Source organism: Kitasatospora sp. NPDC097691, from assembly GCF_040302665.1.
GTDB lineage: Bacteria > Actinomycetota > Actinomycetes > Streptomycetales > Streptomycetaceae > Kitasatospora.
In genome coordinates, this window is the sequence record NZ_JBEORY010000081.1 from 17,295 (window position 1) to 37,360 (window position 20,066).

The window sequence follows — 20,066 nt, forward strand, 5'->3', positions numbered from 1 at the left end:
AGACGCTAGTCGATTCCAGAACGATCAGTCAAGAAACGACGACCGCAATCCCGCTCCGGCATCTGACGGAGCATTGCCAAGTGGACTAGACCAAGGCTACCCTTACCGCCCCATCCCTCCTTCCCCCACAGGAGGCGTTCCGCATGTCCGCACACGTCCCCAACACCCCCCGCGAGGCCGCCGAGGCGGCCCGGCCGCTGGTGCTGACGGCCTTCCGGATCGTCGTCGGCCTGCTCTTCGCCTGCCACGGCGCCGCCTCGCTCTTCGGCGTCCTCGGCGGTGCCAAAGGCGGCGGCACCGTCCCGCTCGGCCAGTGGCCCGGCTGGTGGGCCGCGCTGATCCAGCTGGTGGGCGGCGTCCTGGTGCTACTCGGCGCCGGCACCAGGACGGCCGCCCTGCTCTGCTCCGGCTCGATGGCCTACGCCTACTTCACCGTCCACCAGGAGCACGCGCTGCTGCCGCTGCAGAACGGGGGCGAGGCCTCGGTCATGTTCTGCTGGGCGTTCCTGACCATCGCGGTGCTCGGCTCCGGCCCGTACGCCCTGGACCGGCTGCTCACCCGGCGGGCGGTGGCCGGCCCGGCCGAACCAGCCGCACAGCCGACCTCGGCGGGCTGAGCTCGACGGGCCGGCCTCGAAGGGCCGAACTCGACGGGCCGAGCAGCGTTCCGAGCAGCGGGCCGAACTCGACGTTCCGAGCAGCGTTCCGAGCAGCGGGCCGAACTCGACGTTCCGAGCTCGGCCGGCCGGGCTCAGCCCTCCGCGAGGTGCCGCTCGACCGAGGCGACCTTGGCGGTGAGGCCGTCGGTGACCCCGGCCCGGTCGTCGATCTTGATGACCGTGCTCACCCGGTTGCTGTGGGCCTTCACCGCCTCGATCGCCGCCCGGATCACCGGCATCACCTCGTCCCACTCCCCCTCGATGCTGGTGAACATCGCGTCCGTGCGGTTGGGCAGCCCGCTCGCACGGACCACCCGGACGGCGGCGGCCACCGCCTCCCCCACGTCCTCGCCGATCCCCAGCGGGGTCACCGAAAAGGCTGCGATCACAGTTCCACGCTCCTCGCGTCCACGGCACCGGTGGCCGGCCCGGGCCGAACCGGCTCGACCCGACCCGGGTCGGCCACCAGGCTAGACGGACGCCCCGTCAGACCACCGAAGGCAGCGGCGGTTCGACGGCCAGCGGCGCGGTGGAGCGGGCCCGGTGCTGGTCGGCCCAGGAGGCGAGGGCAACCGTGCACGCGTGGTCCAGGTGGCGCAGCCCGGACCAGTCCAGCTCGACCGGCCGGTCGTCCGGCAGCCGTTCCAGGGTGTCCAGCAGCCTGGGCAGCCGCAGGAAGGTGGCGTTGCCGCTCAGCCGGACCCGGTGCAGCGCCCGGCCGGTCGGCAGCACCAGCTCCTCCACCGCGATCTGCAGGTGCGAGGTCTGCCAGGCGGACTTGACCACCGCCAGGCCGACGCCGATCAGCACCCCTTCGAACAGGTCGGTGGCGATGATCGCGACCGCCGTCACCACCAGCACCAGCGCCTCGCCCCGGTGGCCGCGGCAGAGCGCGACGATCCGGCGCAGCGGGACGAGCTTGGCGCCGGCGTGGACCAGCACGGCGGCCAGCGCGGTGAGCGGGACGAGTCCGAGCATCCCGGGCAGCAGCGCGGTGAACAGCAGCAGCCAGAACCCGTGCAGGAAGCGGGAGGCCTTGGTCCTGGCGCCGGCCTGGACGTTGGTGGCGCTGCGGACGATCACCGCGGTCATCGGCAGCGCGCCGAGCAGTCCGCAGACGGTGTTGCCGACGCCCTGGGCGGTGAGCTCGCGGTCGTAGTCGGTGCGCGGGCCGTGGTGCATCCGGTCGACGGCGGCGGCGCTGAACAGCGTCTCGGCGGAGGCGATCAGGGTGAAGGCGACGACGGTGCCGATCCCGGCGGTGCCGGCGAGGGCGCCCAGGGAGTCGCGGTCGGGGAACCGGACGACGTCGAGCAGGCCGGCCACCCGGATCCGGGCGACGGGCAGGTCGGCCGCGGCGGTGACGGCGGCGGCCAGGCCGACGGCGGCCAGCGGCGCGGGGAGGGCCCGGGCGGCGCGTTCCGGCAGGTACTTCCAGCCGACCAGGACCAGCAGGGTGCCGAGGCCGAGGGCGACGGCGCTGGGGTCGGCCGCAGCGGTGACGACGTCCTTCAGCAGGGCGGGCAGCCCGGCGATCTTCTCCGGCCCGGTGGCGGGGGCGCGGCGGTCGGCGAGCGCGTAGAGCTGGCCGAGGACGAGGGTCAGCCCGATGCCGGCCAGCATGCCGTGCACCACCGAGGCGGACATCGCGCGGAACCAGCGGCCGAGCCGCAGGGCGCCCATCGCCAGCTGGAGCAGGCCGGTGGCGAGCACCAGCAGGCCCAGGGCACCGGCGCCGAACTCCCGGACGGCGTCGGCGACCAGCACGGTCAGTCCGGCCGCGGGCCCGCTGACCTGCAGGCTGCTGCCGGGCAGGGCGCCGACCACCAGGCCGCCGACGATGCCGGTGACCAGGCCGAGTTCGGCCGGCACGCCGGAGGCGACGGCCACCCCGACGCAGAGCGGGAGGGCGACCAGGAAGACCACCAGGGAGGCGGGCAGGTCCCGGCGCCAGGGCACGGCGCGCAGTGCGGCGATCGGGGACCGGGCCCGGCCCGGCGGCGCGTTCTTCCGGGGGCGGCCCGGCGGGCTCTCGCTCCGGTGCGGCGGACGGTTCACCCGGTCACCGCCGGGGGTCGGGCAGGGGTGCAGCAGCGCATGGGGACGTTCCTTCCGCGCGCCCGCCGCTGCGGGCACGCCGTTGCGGTGCGGGGGTTGCCGTACGAGGGGGTTGCCGTACGAGGGGGTTGCCGTACGGGGTCAACGTGCCACTCACCCACCACCCGGGCGCCCACGCACGGTCTGCCGTCCCGGGAGCTGCCGTACGGCAGGGGATGTGCGCCGGATCGGGAGAGGGACGGCGGCGGGTGGCGGGACGCGGCGGGTGGCGGGACGGCGGCGGGTGGCGGGGTCGGCGCGGTCAGGGGGTGCGTCCCTCGCTCGGGTGCGGCGGACCGGGCGCGCTGGTCCTGGACGGGGCCGCCGACGGAGCTCCCCCGCCCCCCGGCGTTCCCAAACCCCCCTGCCACGGCCCCAGTTGGACGTCACGGGCCCGGCGTGCCACCGACGGTACCCAGGGCGGCCGGGCGGGCCGACCTCGGACACCGTCCCTTCACGGGCACTGCACACCGGGTGCGCTTTCCGGCGCGGAACGTCCGCTTCCCCGCGCACACCAGCACGGATGACGCCCTGGCGTGCGAATCCGCCACCTCCGACCCCGCAGTCCAGGGCTTCCACATTCTGTTGAAGTCCCCCTTGACGCCCCGACGAGCCCCGTCCTACCTTGTTTCCACATACAGAAACCGTTCTTCCGTATGGTGGAATTCAGGAGATGAGCCCTCCGAGCCACTGCGGGCCGACGCAGGAGAGACCCGATGCCTCGTATGACAGCCGCCCGCGCGGCCGTGGAGATCCTCAAGCTCGAAGGCGTTGAGGTCGCGTTCGGCGTGCCGGGCGCAGCCATCAACCCGTTCTACGCCGCCCTCAAGGCCTCCGGCGGGATCCGGCACACGCTGGCCCGCCACGTCGAGGGCGCCTCCCACATGGCCGAGGGCTACACCCGTGCCAAGGCCGGCAACATCGGGGTCTGCATCGGCACCTCCGGCCCGGCCGGCACCGACATGATCACCGGCCTGTACTCGGCGATCGCCGACTCCATCCCGATCCTGTGCATCACCGGCCAGGCGCCCGTCGCCCGGCTGCACAAGGAGGACTTCCAGGCCGTCGACATCGCCTCGATCGCCAAGCCGGTCACCAAGGCCTCGACCACCGTCCTGGAGGCCGCGCAGGTCCCCGGCGTGTTCCAGCAGGCCTTCCACCTGATGCGCTCCGGCCGCCCCGGCCCGGTCCTGATCGACCTGCCGATCGACGTCCAGCTGACCGAGATCGACTTCGACCCCGAGGCCTACCAGCCGCTCCCGGTCTACAAGCCGGCCGCCAACCGGATCCAGATCGAGAAGGCCATCGCGCTGCTCCAGGAGTCGGAGCGCCCGCTGATCGTCGCCGGCGGCGGCGTCATCAACGCCGACGCCTCCGCGCTGCTGCTGGAGTTCGCCGAACTCACCGGCGTCCCGGTGATCCCGACCCTGATGGGCTGGGGAATCGTCCCGGACGACCACGAGCTGAACGCCGGCATGGTCGGCCTGCAGACCTCGCACCGCTACGGCAACGAGACCTTCCTCGCCTCCGACTTCGTCCTCGGCATCGGCAACCGCTGGGCCAACCGCCACACCGGCGGCCTGGACGTCTACACCGCGGGCCGCACGTTCGTCCACGTCGACATCGAGCCCACCCAGATCGGCAAGATCTTCGCCCCGGACCTCGGCATCGCCTCCGACGCCAAGGCCGCGCTGGAGCTCTTCGTCCAGGTGGCCGGGGAGCTCAAGGCCGCCGGGCAGCTCAAGGACCGCAGCGCGTGGGCCGCCTCCACCCAGGAGCGCAAGGCCACGCTGCAGCGCCGCACCCACTTCGACGACGTGCCGCTCAAGCCGCAGCGCGTCTACGAGGAGATGAACCGGGCCTTCGGGCCGGAGACCCGCTACGTCACCACCATCGGCCTCTCCCAGATCGCCGGCGCGCAGATGCTGCACGTCTACAAGCCCCGGCACTGGATCAACTGCGGCCAGGCCGGCCCGCTCGGCTGGACCATCCCGGCCGCGCTCGGCGTCGCCACCGCCGACCCCGAGGGCCAGATCGTCGCGCTCTCCGGCGACTACGACTTCCAGTTCATGATCGAGGAGCTGGCGGTCGGCGCGCAGCACCGGATCCCGTACGTCCACGTGCTGGTCAACAACTCGTACCTGGGCCTGATCCGCCAGGCGCAGCGCAACTTCGACATCGACTTCCAGGTCAAGCTGGAGTTCGAGAACATCAACGCGCCGGAGCTGGGCGTCTACGGCGTCGACCACGTCAAGGTCGCCGAGGGCCTGGGCTGCAAGGCGATCCGGGTCACCGAGCCGGAGGGCCTGCTGCCGGCCTTCGAGGAGGCCAAGAAGCTGGCCGCCGAGTTCCGCGTCCCGGTCGTGGTCGAGGCGATCCTGGAGCGGGTCACCAACATCGCGATGAGCGGCAGCGACATCGACAAGGTCAACGAGTTCGAGGAGCTCGCCACCCTCCCCGAGCACGCGCCGACGGCGATCCGGCCGCTCGCGCTCTGACCAGACGCGAAGGGGGCGTACGAGCCGCTCCGTACACCCCCTTCGCGTCCGGAACACCGGCGGCGCCGGCACGGTTGACCCGTCCGGGGCCGCTACCGTGTGCCCGGGGCGAAACCCGCTGCCGACCTGCCGAAAGGACCACCACCGTGAGCCTGTACGACATCCCCCTGCGCTCCCTCACCGGCGAGCCCACCTCGCTGGCCGACCACAAGGGCAAGGCGCTGCTGATCGTCAACGTCGCCTCCAAGTGCGGCCTGACCCCGCAGTACGCCGGGCTGGAGCGGCTGCAGGAGCGCTACGCCGGGCGCGGGTTCACCGTGCTGGGCTTCCCCTGCAACCAGTTCGCCGGGCAGGAGCCGGGCAGCGCCGATGAGATCCAGACCTTCTGCTCCACCACCTACGGCGTGACCTTCCCGCTGTTCGAGAAGATCGACGTCAACGGCGACGACCGCCACCCGCTGTACCGGCAGCTGACGCAGGTCGCCGACGCCGAGGGCCAGGCCGGGGACGTCTCCTGGAACTTCGAGAAGTTCCTGATCTCGCCGGACGGCACCGTGGCCGCCCGGATCCGGCCGCGCGTCGAGCCGGAGGCGGAGGAGCTGATCGCCGCGCTGGAGGCCGTGCTGCCGGCCTGATCACACGGCTGAACGAGGCCCGGGGCGCCGGCGCCCCGGGCCTTCGGCGTTCCGTGGCCGCGGTTCCCGCGGGCCGCGCCGGGACACCGGGCCGGGCCGGGGGCTCCGGACCGGGGGCACCGGATGCGGGCCGACACAGGCGCGTCGGCAACTGCGGGTCGACACAGGGGGTCGACGGATGCGGGTGCACTGTGCTCATCTGACGATCATTTCGTGATCACGATCCCCTCCCACGAGTGGTCCCGGACCGATAGCGTCTTGCTCCGGACGCGCGAGGTGGGACGGCCGCGCCGGGCGTCGAGGGGAGCGTGGGCATGCAGCCGCTGGCAGCGGACGATCCGCGGCAGGTGGGCGAGTACCGGTTGCTGCGGCAGCTCGGAGCGGGCGGGATGGGCCGGGTCTACCTCGGCCGGACCACGGGCGGGCGGACCGTCGCCGTCAAGATGGTCCGTCGCGACCTGGCCGAGGACGCCGAGTTCCGGGCCCGGTTCCGTCAGGAGGTGGCGGCCGCCCGACGGGTCGGCGGCACCTGGACGCCACCGGTCCTGGACGCGGACACCGAGGGCGGGCAGCTCTGGGTGGCCACCGGCTACGTCGCCGGGCCCCCGCTCACCGCCGCCGTACGGGAGTTCGGACCACTGCCCGAGCCGGCCGTCCGCACCCTCGGCGTCGGCCTCGCCGAGGCGCTCACCCATGTGCACCGCCTCGGGCTGGTGCACCGGGACGTCAAGCCGTCGAACGTACTGCTGACCCTGGACGGGCCGCGGCTGATCGACTTCGGCATCGCCCGCGCGCTGGACGCCACCACCGTGCTCACCCAGTCCGGCCAGGTCTTCGGCTCCCCGGGCTTCATGTCGCCGGAGCAGGCGAGCGGGCTGCCCGCCGGGCCGGCCAGCGACGTCTTCTCGCTCGGCGCGGTGCTCGCGTACGCGGCGACCGGCACGATGCCGTTCGGCTCCGGGGTGAGCGCGCCCGTCCTGGTCTACCGGGTGCTGCACGAGGAGCCCGACCTCTCCGGGCTGACCGGCCCGCTGCACGCCCTCGTCCGTGACTGCCTGGCCAAGGACCCGTCCGTCCGCCCGGCCCCCGAACGGCTACGGGAACGGCTGGACGTCGACGGCGCGGCCGCCGCCGGGCTGGGGCACGGGGACTGGCTGCCGGCGGCGTTGGCGGCGGCGGTCGGGCGCAGTGCCGTGCGGCTGCTGGACCTGGAGGGGGAACAGGAGGCCGGGGAGGCGCCGGCCCCGCGGGACGGGGCTGCCGCGACGGCTCCGGGGTCGGCGGCCGGAAGCGGGGCCCCCGCCGGAGGCCGGACGGTCGCCGAGGCGGCGCGGGCGGCCGACGCGGTGCGAGCAGTGGAGGCGGCGCGAGCAGTGGAGGCGGCGCGAACCGCCGAGGCGGCGAAGGCCGTACCCGGCGGCGGTGCGCCCGGCATGCCCACTGCACCCGGCGCGCCCGGGTACGGACCGCCGCCCCCGCCGGGTTTCGGCCCGCCGACCGCAGGACCCGTCAGGCCGGCCGGTCCGGTCGGGCCGTACCCGCCGTCCCCGGTGCCCGTCCCGGTCCCGCCGCCGTCCGCACCGGCCACGGTGCCGGGCTACGCGCCGTACCCGCCTCCGCCGCGCGGTCGGCGCAGTTACGGCGTGTTGACGGCCGTGCTGGTCGTCGCAGTGCTGCTGGGCGGCGGATACCTGCTGATGAAGCAGCTGCAGGAGACCGGCCGACCGGACGCCGCGAAGACCCCCGGGCAGACCGCCCCGGCCTCGAGGAGCCCCGAGCCGACCGACGACCGTTCCGACCCGGCCGACGACAGCCCCTCACCCGGCACGGGCCCCACGGACCCGGGGCCGGGCATCATCCCCGCGAAGTACCTCGGGACGTGGGTCGGCGAGCGCAAGGCCGCCAACGGGGACGTCACCGCCGTCACCCTCACCATCGTCCAGTCGGCGCCGAGTGAGGAGAAGAGCAGGATCCGCGCCGAGACGCCGAAGACCGGCACCTGGTGCGAAGGCGCCTGGACGCTCACCGATGCCGACGAGAGCCGGGTCTCCTACGCGTCCCGGGCGACCGCCTCCTCGCCCGGTGCGGACTGCATGGCCGACCGGTCGATCTACCGCCTGATCACGATTCAGTCGGACGGCACACTTCACTACAGCGCGGACCTGCTCAAGCCGGACCAGTACCTGGTGCTGCGGAGGAAGGGCTGAGGCGCGCGGGACTTCCGGCCCGTCGCGTCAGGCAGGCTCGGGCACCGGGGCGAACAGGCCGAGCCGCGCCCCGGCCAGGGCGCTGGCGGCGGCCAGGTCCGCGTCGGCCTCGGTGAGGGTGTCGGCCATGACGAGGGCGCGGTAGTACAGCGGGCCCGCGACGTGCTTGGCGAGCAGCGCGGTGTCGGTTCCCGGCGGGAGGTCGCCGCGGCCGACGGCGGCCTGCACGACGGGGTCGATCCGGGCGATCCGGGCGGCGAAGAAGCGGTCGATGAGCTCCCTGATCTCCGCCGAGGCGTGGCCGCCGGAGACGAGTGCCCGTACCGTCGCGATCCCGGCGCGTCCGGCCATCGCGGCCACGAAGTCCCGGGCGATGGCGCGCATCGACCCGTCGAGGTCGTCGGTGTCCGGCAGCAGCCGGAACGTCGGGTCCAGGACGTCCTCCAGGGCCGCCGCCACCAGGTTGCCCTTGGTCTTCCAGCGCCGGTAGACGGTCGTCTTGTGCACCCCGGCGCGGTCGGCCACGGCCTCGGTGCTGAGCCGGTCGAAGCCCTGCTCGGCCAGCTCCTCCAGCGTGGCCGCGAACACCGAGGCCTGGGTCCGGGCCGTACGACCGCCGGGCCTCACGTTGCCCCACGTGGCCATGTCACTCCCCTTCGTCTCCCCCCGTCGCCGTAGTCGGTTGCGCTTGATTCTGCCGGTCTGCAAGACTCTCCGAGCATAACGCAACCACTTGTTGCTTTAGTGGGCGGATGCGTTGCCGACCTGGCCTTCTACGGGGGGATTGCCATGTTCGACGGGTTGTTCCATCGCGGGCCCGCGCTCGAGGTTCTCCACACCGACCCCGTCCTCGGCCCCGCCGGTCCGACAGAAGCGCCGGAGGAAGCACCGGAGGAAGCACTGACGGGCCGGCCCACGGCCCTCAAGGCGGCGGCCGAGGCACCAGGCTCGACGGCATGAAGCCCGGAGGCTCGCCGGGGTCCGCCCGCTCGGGGACCGGCAGCCTCGATCACGTCATGGAACACTCCGCACTACCTCAAGGAAGCGCCATCGTGTCCAGCACCAACCCGAAGATCGCGGCCATCAGCACGTTCTTCGCCGCCTACGCCGCCTACGACCTCGACGGCATGCGGGAAGTCCTCACCGACGACATCGAGTGGACGATCCCCGGCCACCACGCGCTGTCCGGTACCAAGCGCGGCATCGAGGAGGTCGTGGCGTTCTTCAACCAGTTGGGCAAGGCCGGGTTCCAGGCCGAGCCGCTGTTCCTGGAAGCCAACGACGAGTACGTGGTCGACATCCACCGCGGCTTCTCCACCCAGGGCGTGGGCCAGGTCGACACCATGTGGGCGCTGGTCTGGCACTTCAACGCCGACGGCAAGGTGGACCGGGTGCACAACCTGTCCGGCGACCAGCATCAGATGGACGCCTTCATCTGGGCCAACTACACCCTGGCACCGATCCCCGACCGGCTCGCCTGAGGTCGGCGGGCGCGGCGGCCCGGACCGTCGAGCGGCCCGGGCCGCCGCCGGCTCCTGCGGGGAGACGCCCCGCCGGTCGACGGCGAGCACCGACTCGCCGGCGGTCCGGCCGGTTTCGCCGAACGCGTGGGGCCGGTGGACCCGGCCGATCACCCCGGTCACCGCGTGCCGGATGATGGGGACAGGGACGTGAGAGGGGAAGCGCAGTGACGGACAGCGAATCCATCGGGTCGGAGTCGGACCTCCGGTCGAACCGCGGAGGATCGGACACCGTCGCGGCCGCCACCCGGCCCGAGGCCCCGGCCGCGCCTTCCCCGGGTGGGGCGGCCCGGAGCGGGAGCGCGAGGCCCCGGAGGTCGCTGCTCCGGCGGCTGGCCGTCCTGGTGTCCGTCCTCGTGGTCCTGTGCCTCCCGCCGTGGTGGACGCTGTTCGCCTCCGGCGCCGACTGGCCGTTCCCGGTCTTCCTGGCCGGCACGGCCGTGTTCGCCGCCTGGCTGGTCTCCTTCCCCTTCCTGATGGTCGCGGGCCACGGTCGGCGGCGCGCCGACCGGGCCGCGCGGATCGCGGACACCAGCCTCGGGATGATCTGGGTCCTGTTCACCTGGTCGGTGCTGGGCGGCGCGGTGGACCTCGTGCTGGCCGGGCTCGACGTCGGCGGCGCCGGCCGGGCCAGGACGGTGGCCGTGGCCGTCGCCGTGATCTCGGCCGCGCTGCTGGGCTGGGGGCACCACGAGGCGATGCGGGTGCCCCGGGTGAAGCGGCTTGACGTCCGCCTCCCCCGGCTCGGCGCGGGCCTGGACGGGACCCGCGTCGTGGTGCTGGCCGACACCCACTACGGGCCGATCGACCGGGCGGGCTGGTCGGCGCGGGTCGCCGAGGCCGTCAACGCGCTCGACGCGGACGTCGTGGTCCACGCCGGCGACATCGCCGACGGCACGCCCACCCAGCGCCGGGAGCAGTCCGCGCCGCTCGGCACGATCCGGGCCCGGCTGGCCAAGGTCTACGTCACCGGGAACCACGAGTACGGCAGCGAGGCCCAGGGCTGGCTGGACCGCATGGCGGACCTCGGCTGGGAGCCGCTGCACAACCGCCACGTCGTGGTGGAGCGCGGTGGGGACGCCCTGGTGCTCGCCGGCGTGGACGACGTGACCGCGGAGTCCTCCGGCCTGGCCGGACACCGCACCGACCTGCTCGGCGCGCTGGCGGGGGCGGACCCGGCCCGACCGGTCCTGCTCGTCGCCCACCAGCCCAAGTACGTCCCGCAGGCCGCCGCCGCCGGCATCGACCTGCAGGTCTCCGGGCACACCCACGGCGGCCAGATCTGGCCGTTCAACTTCCTCGTCCGGATCGACCAGCCGGTGGTGCACGGCCTGAGCCGGCACGGGGAGCGGACCCAGCTCTACACCAGCCGGGGCACCGGCTTCTGGGGGCCGCCGTTCCGGGTCTTCGCACCGAGCGAGATCACTCTGCTGACGCTGCGCTCCGGCGACGCGCCGCCCTCCGTCTGACACACCGCCCTCCGTCTGACGTGCCGCCCTCCGCCTGACACGCCGGAGCCGACGGCTCACGGCAACAACAGCCGGGTGCCCGGCGGAAGTTCGCCCGCCCTGGCGGCGTCGTGCAGGTGCGCCAGCAGGGTGCTGCGCAGCGCCTCCGCGGCGCGGGTGGGCGGCACCTCGTGGCCGTGCGCGACGGCGATGGTGCGGCCCAGGCCCGGCCCGGCGAACGGGGTCACCGCGAGGCCCGAGCGGGCCGCCACCATGCCGGGGACGACGGCGGGCCCGATCCCGGCCCGGACGAAGCCCAGCACCGCGTCCATCTCCCCGCCCTCGACCGCGAACTCCGGCTCGAACCCGGCCGCCCGGCAGGCCGCCAGGGTCGCCTCCCGGACGTCGTAGCCCTCGCGGAACATCACCAGCGGCCGGCCCCGCAGCTCGGCCACCCGCGCCTTGCGCCGGGCCCGTCGCTCGGCGGAGACCAGCACCAGCTCCTCGTGCAGCAGCTCGGTGACGGCCAGGGCGGGCGCCTGCTCCCCGCTGGGCGGGGTGATGATCAGCGCGAGGTCCAGCTCGCCCGCCGCCAGCGAGCGGACCAGGTCGCGCGAGCCGCCCTCGCGGACCACCAGGGCCACACCCGGGTAGCGGTCCCGGAAGACCCGCAGCACGTCCGGCACCAGGCTGGTGCACAGACTCGGCGGCGCGCCCAGCCGGACCCGGCCGCGGCGCAGCTGCACCGTCTCCTGGACGGCCAGCCGGGCGGTCTCGGTGTCCGCGAGGATGCGCCGGGCCAGCGGCAGCAGGGCGTCCCCGGCGTCGGTCAGCGCGATGTTGCCCCGGGTGCGGTGGAACAGCTCGGCGCCCAACTCCCGTTCCAGCGAGCGGATCTGTTGCGAGAGGGACGGCTGTGCCACGTGCGCGGCCTCGGCCGCCCGGGTGAAGTGGCGGGTCTCGGCCACGGCCAGGAAGTAGCGGAGTTGCTGGAGCTGCACCCGGCCAGGATAGGCCGCATCGATAGCCGGTGCCTATCGTGGTGAGCCGCATCATGTCTTGGACGCACCCTGGCGTCCGTCCCTACCGTTGCAGCCATGACAACCGCGACTCGGACGGGCCGGCATCCGTCCACCCTGGCGACGCTGTGGCGGTCGACCGTCGGCAAGAAGGCGGTCATGGCCGTCACCGGACTGGTCATGCTGCTGTACCTGGTCGCGCACATGCTGGGCAACCTCAAGATCTTCTTCGGCCCGGACGACATCAACGGCTACGCGGCCTGGCTGCGCACCATCGGCCAGCCGTTCCTGGGGCACGAGTGGTTCCTGTGGATCGCCCGGGTCGCCCTGCTGGCCTCCGTCGTGCTGCACGGCGTCTCGGCCTACCAGCTCAGCCGCCGCGACCTCGCCGCCCGGCCGAACAAGTACGCGCACAAGCGCCGCCGCGCGAGCTACGCGACCCGGACCATGCGCTGGGGCGGGGTGATCCTGGCCCTGTTCATCGTCTGGCACATCCTCGACCTGACCACGCTGACCGTGAACCCGGCCGCCGAGGAGGGCCACCCGTACCAGAACGTCGTCGCCTCGTTCGGCCGCTGGTACGTCGACGTGTTCTACGTCCTCGCGATGCTGGCCGTCGGCCTGCACGTCCGGCACGGCTTCTGGAGCGCCGCGCAGACCCTCGGCGCCAACAACGCCCGCCGGGACCGGGCGCTCAAGCTGACCGCCAACGGCCTGGCGCTCGTGCTGACCGCCGGCTTCCTGTCCGTCCCCGTGGCCGTGATGACCGGAGTGGTGAAGTGAGCTACCAGGACTACACCGTCGGCGAGCCGATCGCCGACACCAGGGCCCCGGCCGGGCCGATCGGACAGCGCTGGGACCAGCGGCGGTTCGACGCCAAGCTGGTCAACCCGGCGAACCGGCGCAAGCACACCGTGATCGTCGTCGGCACCGGCCTGGCCGGCGGCGCCGCCGGCGCGACGCTCGCCGAACAGGGCTACCACGTCGTCCAGTTCTGCTTCCAGGACTCCCCGCGCCGCGCCCACTCGATCGCCGCCCAGGGCGGCATCAACGCGGCCAAGAACTACCGCAACGACGGCGACTCGATCCGCCGGCTGTTCTACGACACCGTCAAGGGCGGCGACTTCCGCGCCCGGGAGTCCAACGTGCACCGGCTCGCCCAGGTGTCGGTGGAGATCATCGACCAGTGCGTGGCCCAGGGCGTGCCCTTCGCCCGCGAGTACGGCGGCCTGCTGGACACCCGCTCCTTCGGCGGCGTACAGGTCTCCCGCACCTTCTACGCCCGCGGCCAGACCGGCCAGCAGCTGCTGCTCGGCGCCTACCAGGCGCTGTCCCGGCAGATCGCCGCCGGGAACGTGGAGATGCACCCGCGCACCGAGATGCTGGACCTGCTGGTGGTGGACGGCCGGGCCCGCGGCATCGTCGCCCGCGACCTCGTCACCGGCGAGGTCCGCAGCCACACCGCGGACGCCGTGGTGCTCGCCAGCGGCGGCTACGGCAACGTCTTCTACCTCTCCACCAACGCCAAGAACTCCAACACCACCGCGATCTGGCGGGCGCACCGGCGCGGCGCGCACTTCGCCAACCCGTGCTTCACCCAGATCCACCCGACCTGCATCCCGCGCTCGGGCGACCACCAGTCCAAGCTCACCCTGATGAGCGAGTCGCTGCGCAACGACGGCCGGATCTGGGTGCCCAAGGCCCAGGGCGACACCAGGGCGCCGGCCGAGATCCCCGAGGAGGAGCGGGACTACTACCTGGAGCGGATCTACCCGTCCTTCGGCAACCTGGTGCCGCGCGACATCGCCTCCCGGGCCGCCAAGAACGTCTGCGACGAGGGCCGCGGCGTCGGCCCCGGCGGCCAGGGCGTCTACCTGGACTTCGCCGACGCGATCCGCCGGATGGGCCGGGACGCCGTCGAGGCCAGGTACGGCAACCTCTTCGAGATGTACGAGCGGATCACCGCCGAGGACCCGTACCGGACGCCGATGCGGATCTACCCGGCGATCCACTACACGATGGGCGGGCTCTGGGTCGACTACGACCTGCAGACCACCGTCCCGGGCCTGTTCGCGATCGGGGAGGCCAACTTCTCCGACCACGGCGCCAACCGGCTCGGCGCCAGCGCCCTCATGCAGGGCCTCGCCGACGGCTACTTCGTGCTGCCGCCCACCCTCAACGACTACCTGGCCCGCAACCCGCTGCCCGCCGTGCCCGCCGACCACCCGGTGCTCGCCGAGACCACGGCGGAGGTCGAGGACCGGCTCAACCTGATCCTCGCGGTGGACGGCGACCGCACGCCGGACTCCTTCCACCGCGAACTCGGCGAACTGCTCTGGGACGAGTGCGGGATGGCCCGCGACGAGACCGGGCTGAAGCGGGCCCTGGAGCGGATCCCGCAGCTGCGCGAGGAGTTCTGGCGCCAGATCAAGGTGCCGGGCACCGGGCAGGAGCTCAACCAGTCGCTGGAGAAGGCCAACCGGCTCGTCGACTACTTCGAGCTGGCCGAGCTGATGTGCCTGGACGCCCTGCACCGCGCCGAGTCCTGCGGCGGCCACTTCCGCACCGAGAGCCAGACCCCCGACGGCGAGGCCGCCCGGCGCGACGAGGAGTTCTCGTACGCCGCCGCCTGGGAGTTCACCGGCACCGGCGCGGCGCCCGTCCTCCACCGCGAGGCCCTCGAGTTCGAACACGTCCACCCCACCCAGCGGAGCTACGCATGAACCTCACCCTGCGCATCTGGCGCCAGGCGGGCCCGGACGCACCCGGGTCGATGACCACCTACCGGGTCAGCGGGATCAGCCCGGACATGTCCTTCCTGGAGATGCTCGACACCCTCAACGAGGAGCTGATCACCCGCGGCGACGAGCCGGTCGCCTTCGACCACGACTGCCGCGAGGGCATCTGCGGCGCCTGCGGCATGGTCATCAACGGCCAGGCGCACGGCCCCGAGCGGACCACCACCTGCCAGCTGCACATGCGGCACTTCGAGGACGGCGACACCATCGACGTCGAACCGTGGCGGGCGGCGGCCTTCCCGGTGGTCAAGGACCTGGTGGTGGACCGCTCGGCCTTCGACCGGATCATCGGCTCCGGCGGCTACATCACCGCCCCCACCGGCAGCGCCCCCGAGGCACACGCCACGCCCGTCCCCAAGGAGACCGCCGACACCGCCTTCGAGCACGCCGAGTGCATCGGCTGCGGCGCCTGTGTGGCGGCCTGCCCGAACGGCTCGGCGATGCTCTTCACCTCCGCCAAGGTCGTCCACCTCAACGTGCTCCCGCAGGGCGCACCGGAACGGGCGTCCCGGGTGCGGAACATGGTCGCGGCGATGGACGCCGAGGGCTTCGGCGGCTGCACCAACACCGGCGAGTGCGCCACCGCCTGCCCCAAGGGGATCCCGCTGCCCAGCATCGCAGCGATGAACCGGGAGTTCCTGCGGGCCGCCCGCGGCTGACGCTCCCCCACATGCGGTCGGGACCACCGGCCGTCGGCCCCTCGCGCTGGTGCTCGCGCGAGGGGCCGACCGTGTCCCGGGGCGCACGGCCCCATTTCGCGCTCCCCGTACGGGTGGTGGATCGTCGCGAGCGGTGCTCGCGGGCGGAAAATCGCGCTACGGTGGTGCTCCGCTACGGAGGGACGGCATATGCCCGAGGTTCAGTCCTGCTCCGGCTGCGGCGGGTCCGGGGGGACCCAGAAGACCGAGGCAACGGTCGAACTGGACGAGGAAGGGAGCATGGTGCCCAGGGTCCACGAATTCTGGTCGCCCTGCGGTCGGTGCCACGGATCCGGGACGGTGATCGTCGGATGAGGTTGGTCTTCGAGTGCGTCGAGTGCGGTGGGCACTACCTGCCGCCCGAGGAGATGGTGTACCCGGACGGGCCGGCCTCGCCGGTGTGGTGCACCGGCTGCCAGGGTGCCAAGCGCGAGGCCGGTGTCCGGGAGGACCCGTTGCTCGCCCGCGTCGCCTTGGCCGCCGCCCGCGCCGCACTCGCCCGGCGGGCCGCCGAGGCCGTCGACCAGGTCGCCCGCGGCGACGTCCGCCCGTCCCGGCCGCCGCTGTCCCGCCGGGCCCGCTCGGGGCCGGGCGGGTTGCGCAGCAAACTGGGCTGACCGGCCGGGGCCGTCGGGACAGCGGCGGCCGGGACGGCGCCGTTCGCCTCAGAACAGCGCTTCCTGGGTGTCCGGCTCCGGCGGGCGGATCCGCTCCTGCAGGACCAGCCCCTCGGACGGACGGTCGGCCACGGGCGTCAGCGTCCAGCCGGTGAGCCGCCGGGTGTCCAGCAGCAACGGGCCGGAGCCGTCCGCCTGGTCGAGGAAGAGGTGCTTGCCGATCGGCGGCCGGAGCCGGCCCGCGATCACCGCGCCGTCGGCCAGCCCGGCGATCTCCCGGTAGTACTCCGGGGCGCCGTCCGCCAGGCCGTAGCGCTCCACGTGGTCCACCACCGGGCGGTCCGCGAGCCGTTCCACGGCGTGGCCGTCCAGCAGCCGGTGCGCCCGGGCGCGGGCCTCGGTGAGCACCGTACGGCGGTGCGGGACGTCGCCGTGCGACCACCAGTGCTCGGCCTTGAGCCGGGACTTGTACCGCTCACGGGCCAGACCCGAGGCGGCGACGGTGAGTTCGGCGCGGCGCACGGCGGGCAGGCCGCCCCTGGCGGTGAACGCGTAGGCCAGCGCGCCCTGTTCGAGCAGCCGGCTGTCGCCGCGCTGCTCGGCGGTCAGGCCGATCTTCAGCAGGCCCTCGCCGAACCAGGCGAGGTAGAGGAGGTAGGTGCGGCCGTCGTCGAGGATCTGGTCCCGTGCCAGGGCGAGTCCGCGGTCCACGCTCTGGCAGGCCTGGCACTGCGTCGCGCCGCCGTCCGGATCGATCACCGCGTGGTGCGGGCACGGGGTGCGCTCCGTCGCCCCGACCAGCCAGGCCCCGGTGCAGCGCCGCGGGCCGCCGAGCAGCCAGCCGACCTCCGCCCCGGGCGCGACCGCGCGCTCGTGCACCCGGGCACCGCGCACGGCCCCGAGCACGGCGCGGCCGTCCTGCCAGCTCAGGCCGGTGGAGATCCAGCCCCCGGGCCGGTCCGGGTGCTGCGGTGCGGGGATCGTCACGGGCATCCCTCCCTGTGGGTCTTCGATCAGGCGAGGCTACCCGCCACCACCGACAGCGCCGTCCCCGCGGTCGACGGATTCGGGCATCGGGGGGCGTGCTCGGGCCCGGTCCGGTGGCGCCGCTGCGCCGCAGGTCGCGGGGGCTTGGCCCGCCGGGGTGTCCACGTTCTATTGTGGCGGGCGCGGTGGGCGGCGCGGCCGGGAGGTGGCGTGGGGCCGACCGGGGTCGGTGCGAGGCGAATGGGGTGGACGGACGGTGTCGGGGCGGCGGAGCAGCGGGGTGCTGGCGATCTGGGCGGAGGCGCAGCGGCAGCAGCAGCGCCGGGAGGAGGCCCGCTGGCGCGCCGAGGCGGCGGAGGAGCGTCGGCGGGAGCGGGAGCAGCGCGAGGCGCAGCGGGCGGCCGCCCGTGACGAGCGGGAGGCGCAGCGGGCGTACCAGCAGTCGCGGGAGGCCGAGGCGGCTCGGCGGACGGCCGAACTGGACGGCCGGGTCGAGGAGTTGAGGGGGCTGCTGGCGGCCGGGCTGGCCGCGCCGGCGTTCGGTCCGCAGGCGCTGTTGGCGCCGAGCGCGGTGCCGCCGTTCGATCCGGGGCCACTGGGCGAGCCGGTGGAGATGCCGGACCAGGCGTCCGCCGCGTACTTCGTGCCGCCGCCGGATCCGGTGCAGGCCCGCAATCCGGGGGTGCGGCGCCAGTACGAGCAGTACCTGGCCCAGGCCCGGGCCAGGTTCGAGCAGGACTGGTACGCCGCGCAGGCGCGGGAGGCGGACCGGCAGCAGCGGCTGGCCGCGTACCACCGGGAGTACCTGGCCTGGGCGGAGCGGTTCCGCCGCCAGGACGAGGAGCGCGGCGCGGGGACGGAGGAGTTGCTGCGGCGGCTGCGGGCGGGTGAGCCGGAGGCGGTGCAGGAGTACTTCACGGCGGGCCTGTACGCCTCGGCGGCCTGGCCGGAGGGCTTCCCGCACCGGCTGGTGGCGGCCTTCGACGCAGCGGGCCGGCAGCTGGTGGTGAACTGGGAGCTGCCGGGGTCGGACGTGGTGCCGGCGGCGGGCCGGGTGCGGTACGTGAAGTCGGACGACCGCGAGGCCGAGGTGGCCCGCCCGGCGACGGAGCGCAAGGCGCTGTACCGGCAGGTCCTGGCGCAGTCGGCGCTGCGGGTGGTGGCGGAGGTGTTCCGGGCGGACCGGGACGGCCTGCTGGACTCGGTGGTGCTGAACGGCTTCGTCCTCGGCATCGACCCGGCGACCGGCCGGGAGGCCGAGCGCTTCGTGTCGACGCTGACCGCGACCCGGGCCGGGTTCGCCGGGCTGGCGCTGGACCGGGTGGACGCGCTGGAGTGCTTCCAGGGCCTGGGCGGCCGGCTCTCGGCGCGCCCGGAGCGGCTGGACGAGGTGCGGCCGGACCGTCGGCCGGAGACGGTCGGCGGGAGCCTGGCCGGGCACGGCGGCGAGGACGAGCCGGATCTCTTCGAGATGGATCCGCTGGACTTCGAGGACCTGATCGCGGAGTTGTTCCGGCTGCGCGGCTTCCGGGTGATGACGACGGCCCGCAGCGGCGACGTCGGGGTGGACGTGGTCGCCGAGGACCTGGACCCGGTGACCGGCGGCAAGATCGTGATCCAGGCGAAGCGCTACAAGAAGACCGTCCCGCCGACGGCCGTGCGCGACCTGGAGTCCACCGTGCGCCACCACGGCGCGATCAAGGGCATCCTGGTCACCACGGCGGGCTTCGGCCGCGGCTCGTACAGCTACATCGAGGGCAAGCCGCTGACCCTGGTGAGCGGCCCGGAGCTGGTCGAGCTGCTGGCCGAGCAGGGCCTGCGCGGCCGGCTCGGCGGGGGTGCCCCGGCCGCCGCGGGCACCCGGCCGAAGGAGGCCGACGCGGCCGGGCGGGAGACCGCGCTCACGGTGAGCTGGCAGAGCCGGACGGCCGGCGGGGACGCGGTGGAGCTGGACGTCACCGCCTTCCTGTGCGCCGGGGGCCGGGTGCTCAGCGACGAGCACTTCGTGTTCTTCAACAGCCCGCAGGACCCGGACGGCGCGGTCCGCCTGCACCCGACCCGCTCGGTGCCGGGCGAGCCGACCCGGGCGGCCCGGCTGACCCTGGACCTGCACCGGCTGCCGGCCGCGGTCGAGGAGGTGGTGGTCGCCGTCTCCACCGAGGAGGAGGAGCCGCCGGTGGTGCCGCTCGGGTACGTGCACGGGCTGGCGGTCGCCGCCGCGTACGGGCCGGGCGCGGCCGGTCCGGCGGACTGGGCGGGCACCACCGGCGGAGTGCCGGACAGCGCGATGCTGCTGGGCGCCTTCCGGCGCTCGGGCGGCGGCTGGGAGTTCGGCCCGTCCGGCCGGACGGTGACGAACGGTCTGGCGGGGCTGGCGACGGCCTTCGGGGTCGCGGTGGAGTAGCGGACCGCCGCCGGACCGCACCCCGGCCGGGCCCCGGGAACTCCCCGCCGGGGCCCCGGCCCTCAGGGGTCCGGGTCATACCTGAGGAGGAGAGCGCCCCCGCCGGCCCGCCGGGTCGGCGGGGGCCGACCGTCCCCTCGGCATACACGTCGCACAGGAACGTCTTGGGAGGATGGACTGGAGTCAGATTTTCCGTTTTTTCATCCCCAGGAGTGAGTCCACGTGACGTTCCCCGCAACCGCCGTCCGTACCGGCCTGGCGGCCGCCCGCGCCACCGGCCTGAACAAGGTCTACGGGGAGGGGGAGACCCGCGTCGTCGCCCTCGACAACGTCAGCGTGACCTTCCCGCAGGGCGAGTTCACCGCCATCATGGGCCCCTCCGGCTCCGGCAAGTCCACCCTCATGCACTGCATGGCCGGCCTCGACACCGTCACCTCCGGCTCCTCCACCATCGGCGACACCGAACTCGTCGGCCTCAA

At 73.9% G+C, this 20,066-nt stretch carries 17 protein-coding genes; 12 read left to right on the forward strand and 5 right to left on the reverse strand.

Going from position 1 to position 20,066, the window contains the following annotated elements; all coding sequences use genetic code 11:
- Window positions 1-143 precede the first annotated feature (143 nt).
- Entirely contained in the window at window positions 144-617 is a 474-nt protein-coding gene (locus ABTY56_RS35550) for a DoxX family protein (RefSeq protein WP_350633641.1), read from the forward strand.
- Window positions 618-751: 134 nt separating this feature from the next.
- Here ABTY56_RS35550 and ABTY56_RS35555 read toward each other — a convergent pair whose 3' ends face one another.
- Complete coding sequence (locus ABTY56_RS35555) at window positions 752-1,048, reverse strand: MTH1187 family thiamine-binding protein (RefSeq protein ID WP_121176307.1); 297 nt, start codon at window positions 1,046-1,048, stop codon at window positions 752-754.
- A gap of 97 nt (window positions 1,049-1,145) precedes the next feature.
- Entirely contained in the window at window positions 1,146-2,636 is a 1,491-nt protein-coding gene (locus tag ABTY56_RS35560; RefSeq protein ID WP_350633668.1) for a SulP family inorganic anion transporter, read from the reverse strand.
- Window positions 2,637-3,472: 836 nt separating this feature from the next.
- On the opposite strand from ABTY56_RS35560, the gene gcl reads away from it, so the two are divergent.
- The 3 genes from gcl (at window position 3,473) to ABTY56_RS35575 (ending at window position 8,096) form a co-directional block, all read left to right on the forward strand.
- The gene (gene gcl, locus ABTY56_RS35565) at window positions 3,473-5,254 is read left to right on the forward strand and encodes a glyoxylate carboligase (RefSeq protein WP_350633643.1); all 1,782 of its coding nucleotides are present in this window, start codon (window positions 3,473-3,475) and stop codon (window positions 5,252-5,254) included.
- A 146-nt stretch (window positions 5,255-5,400) separates the two neighbouring features.
- On the forward strand, window positions 5,401-5,889 hold the full coding sequence (locus tag ABTY56_RS35570) for a glutathione peroxidase (protein ID WP_350633645.1): 489 nt from the start codon (window positions 5,401-5,403) through the stop codon (window positions 5,887-5,889).
- A gap of 314 nt (window positions 5,890-6,203) precedes the next feature.
- Window positions 6,204-8,096: a serine/threonine-protein kinase gene (locus ABTY56_RS35575; RefSeq protein ID WP_350633647.1), complete on the forward strand. Its 1,893-nt coding sequence runs from the start codon at window positions 6,204-6,206 to the stop codon at window positions 8,094-8,096.
- A 27-nt stretch (window positions 8,097-8,123) separates the two neighbouring features.
- On the opposite strand, the gene ABTY56_RS35580 is transcribed toward ABTY56_RS35575, so the two are convergent.
- The gene (locus tag ABTY56_RS35580; protein WP_350633649.1) at window positions 8,124-8,741 is read right to left on the reverse strand and encodes a TetR/AcrR family transcriptional regulator; all 618 of its coding nucleotides are present in this window, start codon (window positions 8,739-8,741) and stop codon (window positions 8,124-8,126) included.
- Window positions 8,742-9,148: 407 nt separating this feature from the next.
- Between ABTY56_RS35580 and ABTY56_RS35585 the strand changes: the two genes are divergently transcribed.
- Both ABTY56_RS35585 and ABTY56_RS35590 read left to right on the forward strand, forming a co-directional pair.
- Window positions 9,149-9,577 (forward strand): nuclear transport factor 2 family protein, encoded by a 429-nt coding sequence (locus ABTY56_RS35585; protein WP_350633651.1) that lies wholly within the window; start codon window positions 9,149-9,151, stop codon window positions 9,575-9,577.
- A 383-nt stretch (window positions 9,578-9,960) separates the two neighbouring features.
- On the forward strand, window positions 9,961-11,085 hold the full coding sequence (locus tag ABTY56_RS35590) for a metallophosphoesterase (RefSeq protein WP_502893258.1): 1,125 nt from the start codon (window positions 9,961-9,963) through the stop codon (window positions 11,083-11,085).
- Between the two features lie 56 nt (window positions 11,086-11,141).
- Here ABTY56_RS35590 and ABTY56_RS35595 read toward each other — a convergent pair whose 3' ends face one another.
- Window positions 11,142-12,065 (reverse strand): LysR family transcriptional regulator, encoded by a 924-nt coding sequence (locus ABTY56_RS35595; RefSeq protein ID WP_350633653.1) that lies wholly within the window; start codon window positions 12,063-12,065, stop codon window positions 11,142-11,144.
- 96 nt (window positions 12,066-12,161) lie between these two features.
- Between ABTY56_RS35595 and ABTY56_RS35600 the strand changes: the two genes are divergently transcribed.
- From ABTY56_RS35600 to ABTY56_RS35615, 4 genes are all read left to right on the forward strand, one after another.
- Entirely contained in the window at window positions 12,162-12,866 is a 705-nt protein-coding gene (locus ABTY56_RS35600; protein ID WP_350633655.1) for a succinate dehydrogenase cytochrome b subunit, read from the forward strand.
- Entirely contained in the window at window positions 12,863-14,806 is a 1,944-nt protein-coding gene (locus ABTY56_RS35605; protein ID WP_350633657.1) for a fumarate reductase/succinate dehydrogenase flavoprotein subunit, read from the forward strand. Before ABTY56_RS35600 ends, ABTY56_RS35605 begins: the two co-directional genes overlap by 4 nt.
- Complete coding sequence (locus ABTY56_RS35610; protein ID WP_350633658.1) at window positions 14,803-15,540, forward strand: succinate dehydrogenase/fumarate reductase iron-sulfur subunit; 738 nt, start codon at window positions 14,803-14,805, stop codon at window positions 15,538-15,540. The genes ABTY56_RS35605 and ABTY56_RS35610 overlap by 4 nt, the downstream gene beginning before the upstream one ends.
- A gap of 350 nt (window positions 15,541-15,890) precedes the next feature.
- Window positions 15,891-16,196, forward strand: coding sequence for a hypothetical protein (locus ABTY56_RS35615; protein ID WP_350633660.1), 306 nt, complete (start codon window positions 15,891-15,893; stop codon window positions 16,194-16,196).
- 48 nt (window positions 16,197-16,244) lie between these two features.
- On the opposite strand, the gene ABTY56_RS35620 is transcribed toward ABTY56_RS35615, so the two are convergent.
- The gene (locus ABTY56_RS35620; protein ID WP_350633662.1) at window positions 16,245-17,183 is read right to left on the reverse strand and encodes a DUF2797 domain-containing protein; all 939 of its coding nucleotides are present in this window, start codon (window positions 17,181-17,183) and stop codon (window positions 16,245-16,247) included.
- A 280-nt stretch (window positions 17,184-17,463) separates the two neighbouring features.
- Here ABTY56_RS35620 and ABTY56_RS35625 point away from each other — a divergent pair, with 280 nt between their 5' ends.
- On the forward strand, window positions 17,464-19,587 hold the full coding sequence (locus ABTY56_RS35625) for a restriction endonuclease (protein WP_350633664.1): 2,124 nt from the start codon (window positions 17,464-17,466) through the stop codon (window positions 19,585-19,587).
- A 222-nt stretch (window positions 19,588-19,809) separates the two neighbouring features.
- On the forward strand, window positions 19,810-20,066 hold a 257-nt coding region (locus ABTY56_RS35630; protein ID WP_350633666.1), incomplete at its 3' end, for an ATP-binding cassette domain-containing protein.